At 61.6% G+C, this 14,560-nt stretch carries 16 protein-coding genes; 9 read left to right on the top strand and 7 right to left on the bottom strand.

Features of this window, described 5'->3' with window-relative positions; translation table 11 throughout:
- Positions 1-3: 3 nt before the first annotated feature.
- Positions 4-618, top strand: coding sequence for a GNAT family N-acetyltransferase (locus RLCC275e_RS03300; RefSeq protein WP_003557145.1), 615 nt, complete (start codon positions 4-6; stop codon positions 616-618).
- On the top strand, positions 615-3,527 hold the full coding sequence (locus tag RLCC275e_RS03295) for a sensor domain-containing phosphodiesterase (RefSeq protein ID WP_033181376.1): 2,913 nt from the start codon (positions 615-617) through the stop codon (positions 3,525-3,527). The genes RLCC275e_RS03300 and RLCC275e_RS03295 overlap by 4 nt, the downstream gene beginning before the upstream one ends.
- 33 nt (positions 3,528-3,560) lie before the next feature.
- Here the strand turns inward: RLCC275e_RS03295 and RLCC275e_RS03290 are convergent, their stop codons facing one another.
- Complete coding sequence (locus tag RLCC275e_RS03290) at positions 3,561-4,187, bottom strand: class I SAM-dependent methyltransferase (protein ID WP_033181377.1); 627 nt, start codon at positions 4,185-4,187, stop codon at positions 3,561-3,563.
- Positions 4,188-4,917: 730 nt separating this feature from the next.
- On the opposite strand from RLCC275e_RS03290, the gene RLCC275e_RS03285 reads away from it, so the two are divergent.
- The 4 genes from RLCC275e_RS03285 (at position 4,918) to RLCC275e_RS03270 (ending at position 8,334) form a co-directional block, all read left to right on the top strand.
- Entirely contained in the window at positions 4,918-5,580 is a 663-nt protein-coding gene (locus tag RLCC275e_RS03285) for an NADPH-dependent F420 reductase (protein WP_033181378.1), read from the top strand.
- Positions 5,581-5,767: 187 nt separating this feature from the next.
- Entirely contained in the window at positions 5,768-6,814 is a 1,047-nt protein-coding gene (locus RLCC275e_RS03280) for a catalase family peroxidase (protein ID WP_033181379.1), read from the top strand.
- On the top strand, positions 6,811-7,353 hold the full coding sequence (locus tag RLCC275e_RS03275; protein ID WP_033181380.1) for a cytochrome b: 543 nt from the start codon (positions 6,811-6,813) through the stop codon (positions 7,351-7,353). Before RLCC275e_RS03280 ends, RLCC275e_RS03275 begins: the two co-directional genes overlap by 4 nt.
- A 630-nt stretch (positions 7,354-7,983) precedes the next feature.
- Complete coding sequence (locus tag RLCC275e_RS03270) at positions 7,984-8,334, top strand: DUF2200 domain-containing protein (RefSeq protein WP_033181381.1); 351 nt, start codon at positions 7,984-7,986, stop codon at positions 8,332-8,334.
- A gap of 54 nt (positions 8,335-8,388) precedes the next feature.
- Here RLCC275e_RS03270 and RLCC275e_RS03265 read toward each other — a convergent pair whose 3' ends face one another.
- Complete coding sequence (locus tag RLCC275e_RS03265; protein ID WP_033181382.1) at positions 8,389-9,087, bottom strand: TetR/AcrR family transcriptional regulator; 699 nt, start codon at positions 9,085-9,087, stop codon at positions 8,389-8,391.
- 183 nt (positions 9,088-9,270) lie between these two features.
- Between RLCC275e_RS03265 and RLCC275e_RS03260 the strand changes: the two genes are divergently transcribed.
- From RLCC275e_RS03260 to RLCC275e_RS03250, 3 genes are all read left to right on the top strand, one after another.
- On the top strand, positions 9,271-9,759 hold the full coding sequence (locus RLCC275e_RS03260) for a RidA family protein (protein WP_033181383.1): 489 nt from the start codon (positions 9,271-9,273) through the stop codon (positions 9,757-9,759).
- Positions 9,760-9,900: 141 nt separating this feature from the next.
- Positions 9,901-10,326 carry a hypothetical protein gene (locus RLCC275e_RS03255; protein ID WP_033181384.1) on the top strand — a complete coding sequence of 142 codons (426 nt, stop codon included), beginning with the start codon at positions 9,901-9,903 and terminating at the stop codon, positions 10,324-10,326.
- A gap of 108 nt (positions 10,327-10,434) precedes the next feature.
- Positions 10,435-10,743, top strand: coding sequence for a Dabb family protein (locus RLCC275e_RS03250; protein WP_033181385.1), 309 nt, complete (start codon positions 10,435-10,437; stop codon positions 10,741-10,743).
- 34 nt (positions 10,744-10,777) lie between these two features.
- Here the strand turns inward: RLCC275e_RS03250 and RLCC275e_RS03245 are convergent, their stop codons facing one another.
- The 5 genes from RLCC275e_RS03245 to RLCC275e_RS03230 form a co-directional block, all read right to left on the bottom strand.
- On the bottom strand, positions 10,778-11,677 hold the full coding sequence (locus tag RLCC275e_RS03245; RefSeq protein WP_033181386.1) for a metal ABC transporter solute-binding protein, Zn/Mn family: 900 nt from the start codon (positions 11,675-11,677) through the stop codon (positions 10,778-10,780).
- A gap of 16 nt (positions 11,678-11,693) precedes the next feature.
- Positions 11,694-12,566, bottom strand: coding sequence for a metal ABC transporter permease (locus RLCC275e_RS03240; RefSeq protein ID WP_130661061.1), 873 nt, complete (start codon positions 12,564-12,566; stop codon positions 11,694-11,696).
- Entirely contained in the window at positions 12,563-13,312 is a 750-nt protein-coding gene (locus RLCC275e_RS03235; RefSeq protein WP_033181388.1) for a metal ABC transporter ATP-binding protein, read from the bottom strand. Before RLCC275e_RS03235 ends, RLCC275e_RS03240 begins: the two co-directional genes overlap by 4 nt.
- Positions 13,309-13,437, bottom strand: a complete 129-nt coding sequence (locus RLCC275e_RS34585; protein WP_261315743.1) for a hypothetical protein — start codon at positions 13,435-13,437, stop codon at positions 13,309-13,311. Before RLCC275e_RS34585 ends, RLCC275e_RS03235 begins: the two co-directional genes overlap by 4 nt.
- 424 nt (positions 13,438-13,861) lie before the next feature.
- Positions 13,862-14,554: an amino acid ABC transporter permease gene (locus RLCC275e_RS03230; protein WP_033181389.1), complete on the bottom strand. Its 693-nt coding sequence runs from the start codon at positions 14,552-14,554 to the stop codon at positions 13,862-13,864.
- Between the last annotated feature and the right edge of the window lie 6 nt (positions 14,555-14,560).

The raw sequence follows: 14,560 nt of genomic DNA, 5'->3' as shown, positions 1-14,560 counted from the left end.
TCGATGCCAAAATCGGTTTTTCGGTTCCTGCAGCGGCAGCCGGAAGCGGTGGAGCTGGAGAACGACAGGTATTTCCTGCGCCTGCCGCGCTACCAGGATTTCAACCAGTGGCACCGGCTGCGCGCCGACAGCCGCAAATTCCTGGAACCCTGGGAACCGACCTGGCGACGCGACGAGCTGACGGAGGGCGCCTACCGCGCCCGCGTCGTCCGCGGCAAGCAGGAATACGCCTCGGGCCAGGCGGTGCCGCTGTTCATTTTCCTGAAAGGCGACATGACGCTCGTCGGCGGCGTCACCATCGGCTACATCAGAAGAGGTGCGGCACAAAGCTGCATGATCGGCTACTGGATGGGCGAGCGCCATGCCGGCCAGGGGCATATGTTCGCCGCTCTTCAATTGGTTATTCCTTACATCTTCGCCGGGCTTGAGTTGCACCGTATCGAAGCAGCCTGTATTCCAGATAACGCGCGCAGCATCCGTCTGCTTGAAAAGGCCGGGTTTCAGCAGGAAGGCTATCTGCGCGGATATTTGAAGATCAACGGTCAGTGGCATGACCATGTGATGTTTTCACGTCTCGCCACCGATACGGATAAAGGCAGGAAAACCGACAGCCGATGACAAGAGACCGCATGCTGCCCAAGTCACCGTCCGGACGAGTGATCGCGGTGATCGCAGCCCTTTTCCTGGCGGCCTTCGCCTTCGTGGCGGGTGTTGCCCAGGCGGCCGAACCGGTAAAAATTTCCCGTGACGATACTGCGCTCGACCTGACCGCGACGACGGAGATCTACGCCAACCAGGGCGAGGCCTTCCAGGTTTCGACGGCGGCCGGCGCCGACGGCATCCGCCGCCGCATCGAGGTCAGGGCAAGCTCGGAGAACCATCAGGGCGACTGGGCGGTGTTTGCGCTCGCCAATGTCTCGGAAGAACAGCTCGAGCGCGTCATCGTCGCGCCGCATTTCCGTCTGGTCAACTCCAAGCTGTTCTGGCCGGATCTCGGCTCGCAGCGCATCAGCGCGATTACGCCGAGCGAAGGCTTCGCGCTCGATCGGCAGCCGAGCGACGAGGCCGACGTCTTCCGCATCACGCTGAACCCCGGCGCCGTCATCACCTTCGTCGCCGAACTGTCGACGCCGGAACTGCCGCAGATCTATCTCTGGGAACCGAACGCATACAAGGACACGATCAACGCCTTCACGCTCTATCGCGGCATCGTGCTCGGCATTGCCGGCCTGCTCGCCGTGTTCCTGACCATCCTCTTCGTCGTCAAGGGCACCTCGATGCTGCCGGCGACGGCAGCCCTCGCCTGGGCGGTGCTCGGCTATATCTGCGTCGATTTCGGTTTTCTCGGCAAGCTGATCAGCGTCGCCTCGGCCGACCAGCGAATATGGCGCGCCTGCGCCGAGGTGGCGCTGGCGTCGAGTTTCGTCATCTTCCTCTTCACCTATCTCAACCTCAACCGCTGGCATGCGCATCTCGGTTACGCGACACTTGCCTGGGTGCTCGGCCTTGCCCTGCTCTTTGGCGTGGCGATCTACGACCCGTCGATCGCCGCCGGCATCGCCAGGCTTTCCTTCGCGCTGACGGCGACGATGGGGCTGCTGCTGATCATCTATCTCGGCTTCAACCGTTACGACCGCGCCATCCTTTTAGTGCCGGCCTGGGCGCTGATCCTGGTCTGGCTGTTCGGGGCGTGGCTGACGGTCACCGGACGGCTCGACAACGACATCATCCAGCCAGCACTCGGCGGCGGCTTGGTGCTCATCGTTCTGCTGATCGGCTTCACCGTCATGCAGCATGCGTTTGCCGGCGGCGCCTTCCAGCAGGGGCTGTTTTCCGATCTCGAGCGGCAATCGCTGGCGCTGACCGGCTCCGGCGACATGGTGTGGGATTGGGACGTGGCGCGCGACCGCGTCGTCACCATTCCCGACGTCTCGATCAAGCTCGGCCTGTCGCAGGGCGCCATGCATGGCGCGGCGCGCAACTGGCTGCCGCGGCTGCATCCCGACGACCGCGACCGCTTCCGCGCCACGCTCGACGTGCTGCTCGAACATCGCCGCGGGCGGCTGAACCACGAATTCCGCATCCGCGCCGAGGATGGGCATTTCCACTGGCTGCTGATCCGCGCCCGGCCGGTGCTCGGTTCGAACGGCGAGATCATCCGCTGCGTCGGCACCATTGTCGACGTGACCGAACAGAAGAATTCCGTCGAACGGCTGCTGCATGATGCGCTGCACGACAATCTGACCGGCCTGCCGAACCGGCAGGTCTTCCTCGACCGGCTGCAGTCGGTGCTGGCACTGGCGCCGGGCGGTGACACGCTGCGCCCGACGGTGATGGTGATCGATATCGACCGCTACAAGCTGGTCAATGATTCGCTCGGCGTTGCCGCCGGCGACAACATTCTCATCGCGCTGACGCGGCGGCTCCGCCGGCTGTTGAAACCGCAGGACACGCTGGCGCGGCTTGCCGGCGACCAGTTCGGCCTCATCCTGGTTTCCGAGCACAATCCGGCCAAGGTCGCCGATTTTGCCGATGCGATCAGCAAGGCGATCATGGTGCCGATCAACTTCGCCAATCGCGAGATCATCCTGACGGCCTCGGTCGGGCTTGCCTCCTGGGTCGACCGGCAGGAGAGCGCCACCGGCCTGCTCAGCGACGCCGAGCTTGCGATGTACCGGGCAAAACGGGCCGGCGGCAACCGCGTCGAGCCGTTCCAGCCGGCCTTCCGCGACTTCGGCACCGACCGGCTGCAGCTCGAAACTGATCTGCGCCGCGCCATCGAGCGCAAGGAATTGTCGATGGTCTACCAGCCGATCGCAAGGCTGGAGGATGTCGAGGTCGCCGGTTTCGAGGCATTGATGCGCTGGGAACATCCCAAGCGCGGCAATATCCAGCCGTCGGAATTCATTCCGATCGCCGAGGCATCCGATCTTATCGGCCCGCTCGGCATGTTCGCGCTGGAACAGGCGACCAACGATCTGATGAGCTGGCAGCACCAGACCGGCGAATTGCCGATCTTCGTCTCGATCAATCTGTCGAGCGTGCAGTTGCTCAACAACGAGCTTTATGACGATGTGCGTTCGGTTCTCGCCAAGACGCATTGCCACCCCTCGCGCCTCAAGCTCGAACTGACGGAATCCATGGTGATGGAAAATCCGGAACAGGCTCGCCTTGTGCTGCAGAAGCTGAAGGAAGCCGGCATCGGGCTGGCGCTCGACGATTTCGGCACCGGATATTCGTCGCTCGCCTATCTCACCCGGTTCCCCTTCGACATGATCAAGCTCGACAAGGCGCTGGTGCGCGACAGCAGCGACAAGAAGGCCACCGTGCTCAGATCGGTGATATCAATGGCGCGCGAGCTTGAGATGAAGGTGGTGGCGGAGGGGATCGAATCCAACGAGGATGCGATCGAGCTTGCCAAGATGGGCTGCAACTACGGCCAGAGCTACCTTTTCGGGCCGCCGATCCCTTCGGAATCGGTGCTGCGGCTGCTTCGCGACCGGTTTCCGTTGACGAAACGGGCTTGATCGGAGCCGCCATTCCCGCAAGTTCTATGTGCGTCACGCCCGGCTCGCCCGAACGCTGAGCCACCGATCATGGGGCTTTCCGACGCACCGACGTACCTCGCTGACGATCCAGCCGGCGTCTGTGAGTGCGTGCCGCAGGGCAGACTCGCGCCAGTACGTCTCGACGTAGCGCCGGGGCGCTGCAGCACTGCCGTGTGTGGACACATCCTCGCCTTCGCCCTCTCTAACCGAGGCGTGCAATCGGCCACCGGTCCGGGTCGCCTCGGCAAGCCGTCCGAGCACCGTGCCGAAATCCTCGCGTGCGACATGAATCAGGCAGGCACAGGCCCAGATCCCGTCGTACGGCGTGCCGGGACGCTGCGGGTCGGCCAAGTCTTCGGTCAGCGGGTCCAACAGGTCGGCTTCGAAGCCACTGTCGCGAAGCAGTTCGACGAAACCCTTTGCAATGTCGGTGCGCCGGACGCTCACTCCCCGCTTCTCAAGCTCAAGTGCATCTCGCCCGCCACCGCTTCCGATCTCCAGCACCCTGCCCGAGCCGCCCAGCTCGGTCACGAACGCATCGATCTCTGTCGCGACCCATTCGGGCATCGCCGCGGCCTCGGCAGCGTACTCCGCCGCGATCGCATCATAGGACCGCACGGTATCCAGGTCGGTGCTCATCCTAGCGCTCCTCCTTCAAGACAAGAGGCCCGATGAGCGAGAGGCCCATCAGCCCGTTGCGCCCTTCACACTTCGGCAGTTGGTGATCGCGGGCGATATGCTTCCGAGCTTTAGCAGAAATGCGGTCAGAGACACCACCGACCGAGCCAATGCTGCCGGGCGGCAATGCGCCCCCTTACCGGTCATACAAGGCGCCGTCGCGCCTGGCTCAAAGCGGACAGCGTATTGGGTACGTCCCCTGCGCGCCATAGCTGCCGCTGCTGCCGTTGAGATTAGCAAACTGGTCTGGCGCGCAAATTCGAACGAACTGTAAGCATCTTTAAGCGACCTTACTTGGCAACGCGTACACAGTGACGATACGCCAGCACCTCCGGGCCGGTGAAGCGCGGCGTCCACTCCTCTTGCTCCGCCAATTATGCTCAAACACCAAGGAGACACGGGTATCCTCTTCAAGGCAAAAGCAGGGCCGTTTTGCTGAAGCGACGCAGCTTCTTGCCGAGGACGGCGAGGACGGCGCCGATAGCGAACAAGTTTCTGAGGTTGGTCGCCATTGAAGATCAAACTTCGGTCGGTGCGCCGCCGACAGAATCTTTGCTTGTTGACAATAAAGGCTGGCTCCGGTCGGGCCCTACGACATTCCATGCTGTGGTGGTGTTTTAGCAGCCTTGTCTCGATGAGTCATCGACACCAGTTTCGATAGACGGCCCACAACGCGAGGAAAGGCATCGTCATGGACATTGGAATTATCGGCGCCGGCCATATCGGCGGCTCCCTTACGAGAAGGCTTACTGCGGCCGGGCATACCGTATTCATTGCGAATTCGCGAGGTCCCGACACCTTGGCCGATATTGCCGAGGAGACTGGGGCCAAAGCCGTGACAGCTCGCGAGGCGGCACAAAGTGGCGAGATCGTCATCGTGACAATCCCTCAAAACCGGATTCCCGATCTGCCGAAGGATCTCTTTAACGGTGTCGATTCCAGCGTCGTCGTCGTCGACACCGGCAACTACTACCCGCGCCAGCGCGACGGCAAGATTGCCGGTATCGAGGAAGGACTGGCTGAAAGCCAGTGGGTTGAGAAGCAGCTTGGCAAGCCGGTCCTTAAGGCCTTCAACAACATCAATTGGAAGAACCTGCTGAACGACGGCAAGCCCGCCGGGACGCCCGGCCGCATTGCCTTACCCGTTTCGGGAAATGACGCGAATGCCAAGGCGAAACTCATCCGGATCATCGACGAGATCGGCTTCGACGCCGTCGACGCCGGCAATCTGTCCGAATCCTGGCGGCAGCAGCCCGACACGCCGGTGTACGGAACAAATCTCGATCTCGAAGGCGTTCGAAGGGCGCTGTCGGAAGCCAGTCCGATGCGAAAGCCTGAATGGCTTGCCGAATGATGCATTGCGATCTTTATACGAGCTTTGGCACACCGGACGTGACCCTGAACTCTTGGCGTTGAGGGATTTGACCTGGCAGCTCGACGGTGGCATCTTCCCTGTGCGCATTGGGATGGAACCCGGCTGCAATTCATTTTGCGCTAAAATCGACATCCCGCACTGAACTGACACGAAGGGATAGTCTTGGATGCCAGGCCCGCAGCGTTCCGTCTTGGGATCCCTTGTGTTGATTGCGGCCGTCGTAACTTTCGGCGTCGGCGCGTTCGCCTACACCGCTGGATGGCTCACCCCTAACCGCCTTACATCGACGAAGCTAGTAAGTGCGTTGGCGCCTCCCGGCGGACCCGCGCTTGGGCATCGAAGAAACCACGCGAAGGGCGTATGCTTCACTGGCACATTCGAAGCCAACGGGAACGCCAGTGCGATTTCGCGCGCGTCAATGTTTGCCGCCGGACAGTACCCAGTCGTCGGCCGCCTCAACCTCGCAACGCCGGACCCGAACGCCGCCGATCCCACAGTTCGAGTTCGGGGCATCGGCGTGCAAATCTCGGCGCCTGACGGCAACGTCTGGCGGATGGCTCTGATCGATCCACCTGTCTTCGCGGTCTCCACGCCGCAAGGTTTCTACGATTTGCTAGAGGCGTCCACGAGCAAGGATCCGGAAGCCATGAAGGGCTTCATCGCCGCCCATCCAGAATTCGCCGCGTTCGGCGAGTGGGCGACCAAGGCTCCCTGGACGGCCAGCTACGCCGAGGTGGCGTTCAACAGTCTCAATGCGTTCATCTTCACGGATGGATCGGGCGCCGAGCACGCGGTCCGCTGGTCGTTGCGCCCGGAAGCGCGGCCTGTTCCGATCACCGCCGAGGACTTTGCCAAGCTCGGTGCCAATTACCTAGAGGAAGACATTACCAAACGCGTTGCGAGTTCTCCTCAGCGTTGGACGCTCGTGCTGACGGTGGCCGATCCCTCGGATCCGACATCGGATCCTACCAAGGCCTGGCCACCGGGGCGGCGTACTGTCGAAGCTGGAACGCTGGTTGTCCAGAAAATCGAGTCGGAGGCGGACGGCCCATGCCGTGACATCAATTTTGACCCGACCATCCTTCCCGATGGCATCAAGGTTTCCGATGATCCTTTCCCGGCCGCCCGTTCTGCAGCCTATGCCAAATCCTATGATCTACGGACATCAGAAGCGAGCAGTTACCCCAGAACTGAAGCGAGCGCGAAGCCATGACGGACGCCAGCACCAAGACACGCTTCACCACCGTCCAGCGCGTGTTGCATTGGCTGATGGCGATAGGCATCCTGGCAATGCTCTTTATCGGCGTCGGAATGGTTTCTACCATCGGACGCCAGTACGTGCCGCTCTTGCTGACCCACAAGACGCTGGGGATTGCCATTCTTGTCCTTGCCCTGGTTCGTCTTGTGGTTCGCTTCATATCCGGCACTCCTCCGTTACCCGCAGACCTCCCGGAACCGATGAAGCTTGCCGCACATCTGTCCCACTTAGGTTTGTACGCGCTGATGATAGGGATGCCATTGATCGGGTGGGCGATGTTGTCCGCCGCCGCTTATCCGATCGTGCTGTATGGCGGGATAAGGCTTCCCCCGATACTGCCGCAGAGCGACACCATGCACGCACTTCTGTGGAGCGCGCACTACTATCTTGCCTTTGCGTTCTTCGCTCTTGTGTTGATGCATCTTGCGGCAGCACTCTTCCATGGGCTCGTCCGTCGCGACGGGGTTCTTGAGACTATGCTACCCGGCAAGTAACGGCGATGTTCATTTTAGCGTTATCGCACTGCCAGCCATCAAGCCGCGGCTGCGGTTCTCGGTCGTCGGTTCATCGGCGTATTTCTAGGCCAATCCCGGACGTCGTCAGATATTTCTGATGTTCACTTTCGCGTAAGTTGCCCCAGGAGCGGGCAGTCCGGGTCCTGGAACCAAGCTTTCATCACTTCGGTCTGAATATCCCGCGGGAAAGAGAACCGCTTCGCCCGATTCAGCGTGAGGAAAATATCAGTCGATCAACCGCTGGCGCAGCGGGCTGACGGGCGTGTCGAGATGGGGGTACTGCATGGTCAGGCTCCTTGTTGAAGAAGCTCGTCATGCTCTGCCTCTGCCGGACGACGTTCAATTCAGGCGCCAACTCCGGCCTGGACCCTCTACCTCAACCGCAGACGCCCTCCCGCGCAGCGGGTTCGTTCATCGGCCCCGTAACCCAAGCCGAGCCGATGTCCGTTGTTGGTGCAATCCGGTCGAAGACGCGCGGCGCTGGAGAGATGCCAATTTTGCACTGATCTACTTCGCTCCCACGGAAGCTTACCCATTGTCGGCCGCTTGTTGAGGACTTGAAGTCAGCTATCTCAAGCCGGAAAATATCCGGAACGTTGAGGAGCAGGCATGACGAAGCATCGCATCTATTCCATCAGCGTCGCGAGCGTCTATCCCCACTATGTCGCCAAGGCAGAGAAGAAGGGACGCACGAAGACGGAGGTCGATGACATCATCTGTTGGCTGACGGGGCATTGCCAGCAGAGCCTGGACGATCAGTTGGCTGAGAAGACCAACTTCGAGGATTTCTTTGCGCAAGCGCCTCAGATGAATCCCTCCCGATCGTTGATTACCGGCGTGATCTGCGGCGTGCGCGTGGAAGACATCCAGGAAACGACGATGCGTGAAATCCGCTATCTGGACAAATTGATCGACGAACTCGCCAAGGGAAAAGCGATGGAGAAAATCCTGCGGAAATAGCCGGGAAACCTTGTCGCGGCAGTACCCGCGATCTCGTCCAGGAATGACGAATGTTCACTGTCGCGGCGCGAGGCCATCGAGCAGGAAGTCGAGGCCCTTCCTGAAAGCGCCGTCCCAATCATTATCCAGCAGCAGACGAGAGCGTTCGATCGTCGGATAGTGCTCGCTCAGACCTGTCAGGCGCTGCTGCGCGGCCGCCCTGTCGTCGTCCGAGAGGTCGAAGTTCGCCCGGGTGATGGTCGCGCCGATCACATAGTTCCAGAGCGACCAGATCGCGACGTTCAAATCCGCATCAGTGACACCGGCTCCAGACAAGGTCTTGCTCAGCAGTTCCAGGCGAATGAGAATGTTCGGGCCGAGCGCCCGGCGCGGCAGCAGCGAGGCCGACCAGGGATGGCGCAGCATGCTGGCGCGCCAGTCTTCGAGCATATGAACGATTTCCCCGCGCCAGTCTCGAGACTCGACGATAGCAGGCGGTCCGCGATATTCGAGCACCGAATCCAGCGCCAGATCGAAGACCTCCTCCTTGTTGCCGACGTGCCAATAGAGGCTCATCGCGCCCGCGCCGAGGCGATCGGCCAGCCGACGCATCTTCAATCCGTCGACGCCCTCGGCGTCCAGCAGATCCACCGCAGTCGCCACGATCCGTTCCAGCGAGAGAGGCGGTTCACTGCGCGGCTCCTGCCCGGACTGAGGTGACGCACCTCTCCGCCCAGACCCTTTGCTCTCAGCGCCGCTGCGTTTGGCTGCCATCCGTCTCCCTCTACTCATCAGGCGTCGATCTAAGCCGACAATGCTGGGAATGTCGATCCTGACCGATTGACTCGTACGGCGTACGATGCAATTTAATCGTACGCCGTACGAGTCAATTATTAGTTTCGTCCTGCAGGCCGCGAGGATCCGTCGCTCGCAGCCCTCGGCGTTCGGGAGAAAGTCATGTCACGCGCAATCAAACATCTCATTATCGGAGGGATAATCAGCATGACCATCAGCGTTCCCACTGCGGCGACAGCCAATGAGGACGATCTCAAGCTAACGATCGTCAATCCGAAAAACCTCTACGACCCCTCGCCGAACGGCTACAGCACGGCGGTGATCGTGCCGCGCCAAGGCCGGCTGGCCTACATCTCCGGACAGGGCGGCCAGGATAGCACGGGCGCCTTGTCGCCCGACTTCGCCGTCCAGGTGAAGCAGGCCTATGCGAACTTGCGCACCGCCCTCGAGGCGCTCGGCGCAAGGCCGGATCAGGTCGCCAAGCTGACGGTCTTCGTGGTCGATCACGATATGTCCAAGCTCGAGGTGTTGACCAGGAACGTCAAGGACATGTTCGGCGAAGCACTGCCGGCGCAGACGCTGATTCCCGTTCCCAAGCTTGCCATCGACCCCATGCTCTTCGAGGTCGAAGCCGTCGTCATTCTGGAATAGCGGCGGCGTCGGATCTGCACAATTTCGGATTTTCCCGGTGGCGCGCCAACCTTTGTTGGGCGCGCCATCTTCCTTTTTTTGACGGCCATTGACCAACGGCCTGCGATGTGCGTCTCTCATTGCTTGCACAAGGAAAATCCCATGCTCAAGTTTCTGCTCGCCCTGTCGATGGGTGTTTTTTGCGTCTCGCCGCTTCAGGCCGGCGACGTCACTCCCGCTACCAAAAGCTGCCAGCCGGGGGCAAAACAGGCGCAATGCGAGCGATGGGTCACGGATATCAAGAAAGCCGTCGAGCTGGCCTATAAGGGCGACCATGGGGCGCAGAGAACCATTGCCTTCTGCCTGTCCACCGGTTGCCATGGTGCCGTCGCCATCGACAAGGTCGCCTCCTGCAGCTGGCATCTCGTCATCGCCAATTCCGGCTCTACGACGGTGCTCGACAGTTCCAACACCAGGAACACCTGCCGGCCGATGACGGCGGCTGAAAAAGACGAAGCCCGCGCGCTGGCGAGCGATCTCGTCCAGAAGATCTACAAGCGGCCGATGGTCAAGACCGACCAGATGTAATCTGCCCGGGCCCCGGCTCGCGGCGCAACGCCTGCGTGAAAATAAATCTCGTTGCTCTCCCGGCTTTCGCCGCTATTCTCCAGCCAAAGAAAATCGGGAGGACCACGGATGATCCTGCACTGCGTATTCCTGCGGCTGAAGACCGCGGTGACGAGCGAAGACAAGCAGTCGCTGTTTGCGGCGATCGTCGCCTTGAAACAGCTCATTCCCGGCATATTGGATATTAAATACGGGCCGAATGTTTCGCCCGAGGGGCTGCATGGCGGCTTCGTCGACGGGTTTGCCGTGACCTTTGAAAGCCCCGAGGCCCGCGACGCCTATCTCATCCATCCCGAGCACGTGACTGTGGGCGAGCGCATCGTCTCGTCGACGGATGGAGGCCTTGCCGGCATCTTGGTCTTCGACCTTAATTTGTGAGGGCCGCAGGATAGACCTGCAGCCCTCGATTCCCTCAGCTCGATTTCGCCATGGCGGCGGCGAGCTGGTCGACATTGTATTTGAACATTTTCTCATAAGTCGGCGCCGGCCCCTTGGCGTCGGACAGGGATTCGACATAGAGCTCGCCGCCGGGCTCGGCACCGGTTGCCTTGGCGACCTGCTTGACCAGGCGCGGATCGTTGGAATTCTCGAAGAAATAGGCCTTCACATGCTCGCCCTTGATCTGCTCGATCAGTTTGGCGACGTCGGCGGCCGATGCCTCGCTTTCGGTGGACAGACCAAGCGGCGCCAGGAAGCTGACATTGTATTCGCGGCCGAAATAACCGAAGGCGTCATGGCTGGTCAGCACCTTGCGGCGATCGTCGGCGACCTTGTCGAACTTCGCATGGGCGTAGGCGTTCAATTCGTCCAGCGTCCTGGTGTACTTCTCGGCATTGGCCTTGAAGGCGGCGGCGTCCGTGGGATCGGCCGATGACAGCGCCTTTTCGATATTGGCGACCCAGATCTTGACGTTGACGGGGCTGTTCCAGACATGCGGATCGGTGATTTTTTCGCCGTCCTCTTCCATGGTGCTGACGTTGATGCCTTCGGAGACGGTGACCGGCTTGCCCTTATAGCCCGAGGCGGTGATCAATCGGTCCATCCAGCCTTCGAGCCCCTCGCCGCTGACGAAGGTGACTTGAGCCGCGTTCAAATTCTTCGCATCGGCCGGCGACGGCTCGAATTCATGGGGATCGCCGTTCGGCCCGACGAGGCTCGTCACCTTGACGTGCTCGCCGCCGACCTGCTTGACGACATCGGCAAGCACGGTGAAGGAGGCCACAACCTTCAGCGTTTCGGCGGAGGCGGGCACGGCCGACAGCGCCATCAAAGCGGGGATTGCTGCGGAGAGAAGCAGTCTGTGCGGTGTCATCGAAGTCTCCTTGGGATCAGCCCTTCAAATGCGGGCGGGGAAAGAAGCGCCGGGCCAGGCCGGAGGGCGCGAAAAGAATAGAAAAGCCGTAGAGGATCGCCGCCGTCATGATGATCGTCGGGCCGGAGGCGAGTTCGAGATGGTAGGAGGCGATCAGGCCGAGATAGCCGGAAGCGGCGGCACTGACGGCTGCTATCGCCATCATGACAGGCAGACTGCGCGACCAGAGCTGCGCGACGGCTGCCGGCAGCATCATCAGGCCGACCGCCATCAGCGTGCCGAGCGCCTGGAAGCTGGCGACGAGGTTCAGCACCACGAGCAGCAGGAAGAGCACGTGATAGACCGGCCCGCGCCCGCCGACGGCGCGCAGGAACCCCGGATCGAAACATTCGGCCACCAGCGGCCGATAGATGAAGGCGAGGATGACCAGGGTCAGCGAGGTGATCGCGCCGATCAGATAAAGGGCGGGCGCATCGATCGCCAGGATGGTGCCGAATAGCACATGCAGGAGATCGATATTCGAGCCGCGTAGTGAGACAATCAGCACGCCAAGCGCCAGCGACGCGAGATAGAAGCTGGCAAAGCTCGCATCCTCCTGCAGCACGGTCATCCGGCTGACGGCGCCTGATAGTAGCGCCACCGACAGGCCGGCGATGAGACCGCCAAGGCCCATCGCCGTCAGCGACAGCGAGCCGGCGACGAGGTAACCGATCGCCGCCCCCGGCAGCACGGCATGGCTCATCGCGTCGCCCATCAGGCTCATGCGCCGCAGCATCAGGAAAACGCCGATCGGTCCGGAGCCGAGGCCGAGGCAGAGGCAGGCGACGAGCGCGCGGCGCATGAAACCGTAATCGGCAAAGGGTGCCAGGAAGAGATCGTAAGCCGTCATGCTGCCGGCGCCTCTTCGGGTGCACAGGCATTCGCATCCTCATCCCAGCGCTCGGCCATGGCGCGGGCTTTCAGGAGATTGACTGAGGACATGACGTCTGCGGTCGCACCCCAGCCGACCAGCTCGCGGGCGAGCAGCAGGGTTTGCGGGAAATGGGCGCGAACCAGCTCGAAATCATGCAGCACGGCGATCACCGTGCGGCCCTCGCCATGCCAGCGGGTGACGATATCGATGAGGTCCCTGGTGGTGCGGGCATCGATTGCCGTAAACGGCTCGTCGAGCAGGATGATGCCGGCATCCTGCAGCAGCAGCCGGGCAAAGAGCACACGCTGGAACTGGCCGGCCGACAGCGAGCCGACATGACGGCGGCCGAAGCTTTCGAGGCCGACGGCCGAGAGTGCCTCGCCTGCCCTCTTCACCTCACCGGGCGCGATGCGGCCGAAGGCGCCCGTCTTCTTCCAGGCGCCGAGCATGACGGTGTCGATGACCGAGATCGGAAAGCGCCGGTCGATCTCGGCCGCCTGCGGGAGATAGCCGAATTCAGCCCGCCCCAGCCGGTGCTCGACACTGCCTTCGGCCGGGCGAAGCTCGCCCATGATCGCCTTCAGCAGCGTCGACTTGCCCGCCCCGTTCGGCCCGGCAATCGCCGTCAGGCTGCCCGAGGCGAAGGCGCCGGAGACATGATGGACGGCGGGGTGCCGGTTATAGGCGACGGTCAGATTCTCGAGACGGATCAGCGGCGTCATGGCAAGAGAACCGCCCAGTGGATCGCCAGCCAAAGCACGGCAATGACCAGCGCCATGCCGATTACCCTAGATAAAGCCGACTGTCCCAGCAGGCTGACGGAGGGGCGGTCGGGGCTCGGGGGCATGGCGCATCCTACAATGTAATAACATTACTGTTATGTTATAACGATTGCGGCGAGATTGAGGCAAGGCTTGGCAGTTATTCACACAATTGAAAAGGGCGACCGAATGGCCGCCCTTTATCTATCAGGATGCTCGTAGATGCAGCGCTCCGCTGTCCTTGCTCCAGAAGCCACCCCACCCTCCGTCTTCCTCGGGCTTGACCCGAGGATCCACTCTCGCCTCCATCAGCACCGGGCATGGATCCCAGGCTCAGGGCCTGGGATGACGGAGGTTTGGGGTGCGTTTCTGCCAAACTCCCCGCCGGCGCAGCGGATGGCGCATCGAGCCCGAAGCGAAAGTTCGCTGCCGCAGATGGCCGCTACATGCCGGAACGACTGTGGAAATCCTGATCCCGCGCATCGTGCTCCGAGGAAGAGCGAAGTGCCCCTAGGCCCAAACCCTAAGAGCCCGTTCCATCCGGTCAGCGGCGTATGTGACGAGATAGGCGATCACCATGTAGATGACGACCGCGATCAGGAAGGCTTCGAGATAGTAGAAGTTCAGCGCCGCGGTCAGCTGCGACTGCGCGAAGATGTCGACGACCTCGATGGCAAATCCCAGCGACAGCGCCTTCATGATCACCATGATCGAGTTGGCAAGATCCGGGATGGCCGCGACGATGACCTGAGGCAACATCACCCGGCGGAACACCTGGCTGCGCTTGTAGCCCAGGGAATAGGCCGCATCGGCCTGACCGTTGTCGAAGGAGTTGAGTGCGCCCTTCACGACTTCCGCCTGGAAGGCTGCGACGCAGGCGGTCAGGGCGACGATGAGCGTGATCCAGTTCGGCGTCGAGTGACCGTTATAGTCGATGCCAACGAGCGAGGTCAGGAACTGCAGCGTCGGCGGCAGGCCGTAATAGGCGAGGAAGATCACGATGACCATCGGAACGCCCTTGAAGACGACCTTGTAGGCGACGACCAGCTCCCGAAGCAGCGGGATCCGCCGATATTCCACCATCGCGAAAAGGCTGCCGACGATCGTGGAGAAGACGAAGATGCCAAGCGCCATGGCGAGCGTCACAGGGACCGCGCCAAGGATGTCCCAGAGATCGGGAAGAAGGACTTCGGAATCGAACATGTGATG

It is taken from the genome of Rhizobium brockwellii, from assembly GCF_000769405.2.
Classification (GTDB): domain Bacteria; phylum Pseudomonadota; class Alphaproteobacteria; order Rhizobiales; family Rhizobiaceae; genus Rhizobium; species Rhizobium brockwellii.
The sequence above is the reverse complement of the archived record's forward strand: the minus strand, read 5'-3'. Positions and strand labels throughout refer to the sequence as shown.

What these genes read in the sequence shown, in the direction of transcription:
- RLCC275e_RS03275 (WP_033181380.1), top strand. Translation starts at nt 6,811, where the DNA reads ATGACGGACGCCAGCACCAAGACACGCTTCACCACCGTCCAGCGCGTG.
- RLCC275e_RS03240 (WP_130661061.1), bottom strand. Translation starts at nt 12,566, where the DNA reads ATGACGGCTTACGATCTCTTCCTGGCACCCTTTGCCGATTACGGTTTC.
- RLCC275e_RS03230 (WP_033181389.1), bottom strand. Translation starts at nt 14,554, where the DNA reads ATGTTCGATTCCGAAGTCCTTCTTCCCGATCTCTGGGACATCCTTGGC.
- RLCC275e_RS03300 (WP_003557145.1), top strand. Translation starts at nt 4, where the DNA reads ATGCCAAAATCGGTTTTTCGGTTCCTGCAGCGGCAGCCGGAAGCGGTG.
- RLCC275e_RS03260 (WP_033181383.1), top strand. Translation starts at nt 9,271, where the DNA reads ATGTCACGCGCAATCAAACATCTCATTATCGGAGGGATAATCAGCATG.
- RLCC275e_RS03280 (WP_033181379.1), top strand. Translation starts at nt 5,768, where the DNA reads ATGCCAGGCCCGCAGCGTTCCGTCTTGGGATCCCTTGTGTTGATTGCG.
- RLCC275e_RS03245 (WP_033181386.1), bottom strand. Translation starts at nt 11,677, where the DNA reads ATGACACCGCACAGACTGCTTCTCTCCGCAGCAATCCCCGCTTTGATG.
- RLCC275e_RS03285 (WP_033181378.1), top strand. Translation starts at nt 4,918, where the DNA reads ATGGACATTGGAATTATCGGCGCCGGCCATATCGGCGGCTCCCTTACG.
- RLCC275e_RS03265 (WP_033181382.1), bottom strand. Translation starts at nt 9,087, where the DNA reads ATGGCAGCCAAACGCAGCGGCGCTGAGAGCAAAGGGTCTGGGCGGAGA.
- RLCC275e_RS03295 (WP_033181376.1), top strand. Translation starts at nt 615, where the DNA reads ATGACAAGAGACCGCATGCTGCCCAAGTCACCGTCCGGACGAGTGATC.
- RLCC275e_RS03235 (WP_033181388.1), bottom strand. Translation starts at nt 13,312, where the DNA reads ATGACGCCGCTGATCCGTCTCGAGAATCTGACCGTCGCCTATAACCGG.
- RLCC275e_RS03290 (WP_033181377.1), bottom strand. Translation starts at nt 4,187, where the DNA reads ATGAGCACCGACCTGGATACCGTGCGGTCCTATGATGCGATCGCGGCG.
- RLCC275e_RS03255 (WP_033181384.1), top strand. Translation starts at nt 9,901, where the DNA reads ATGCTCAAGTTTCTGCTCGCCCTGTCGATGGGTGTTTTTTGCGTCTCG.
- RLCC275e_RS34585 (WP_261315743.1), bottom strand. Translation starts at nt 13,437, where the DNA reads ATGCCCCCGAGCCCCGACCGCCCCTCCGTCAGCCTGCTGGGACAGTCG.
- RLCC275e_RS03250 (WP_033181385.1), top strand. Translation starts at nt 10,435, where the DNA reads ATGATCCTGCACTGCGTATTCCTGCGGCTGAAGACCGCGGTGACGAGC.
- RLCC275e_RS03270 (WP_033181381.1), top strand. Translation starts at nt 7,984, where the DNA reads ATGACGAAGCATCGCATCTATTCCATCAGCGTCGCGAGCGTCTATCCC.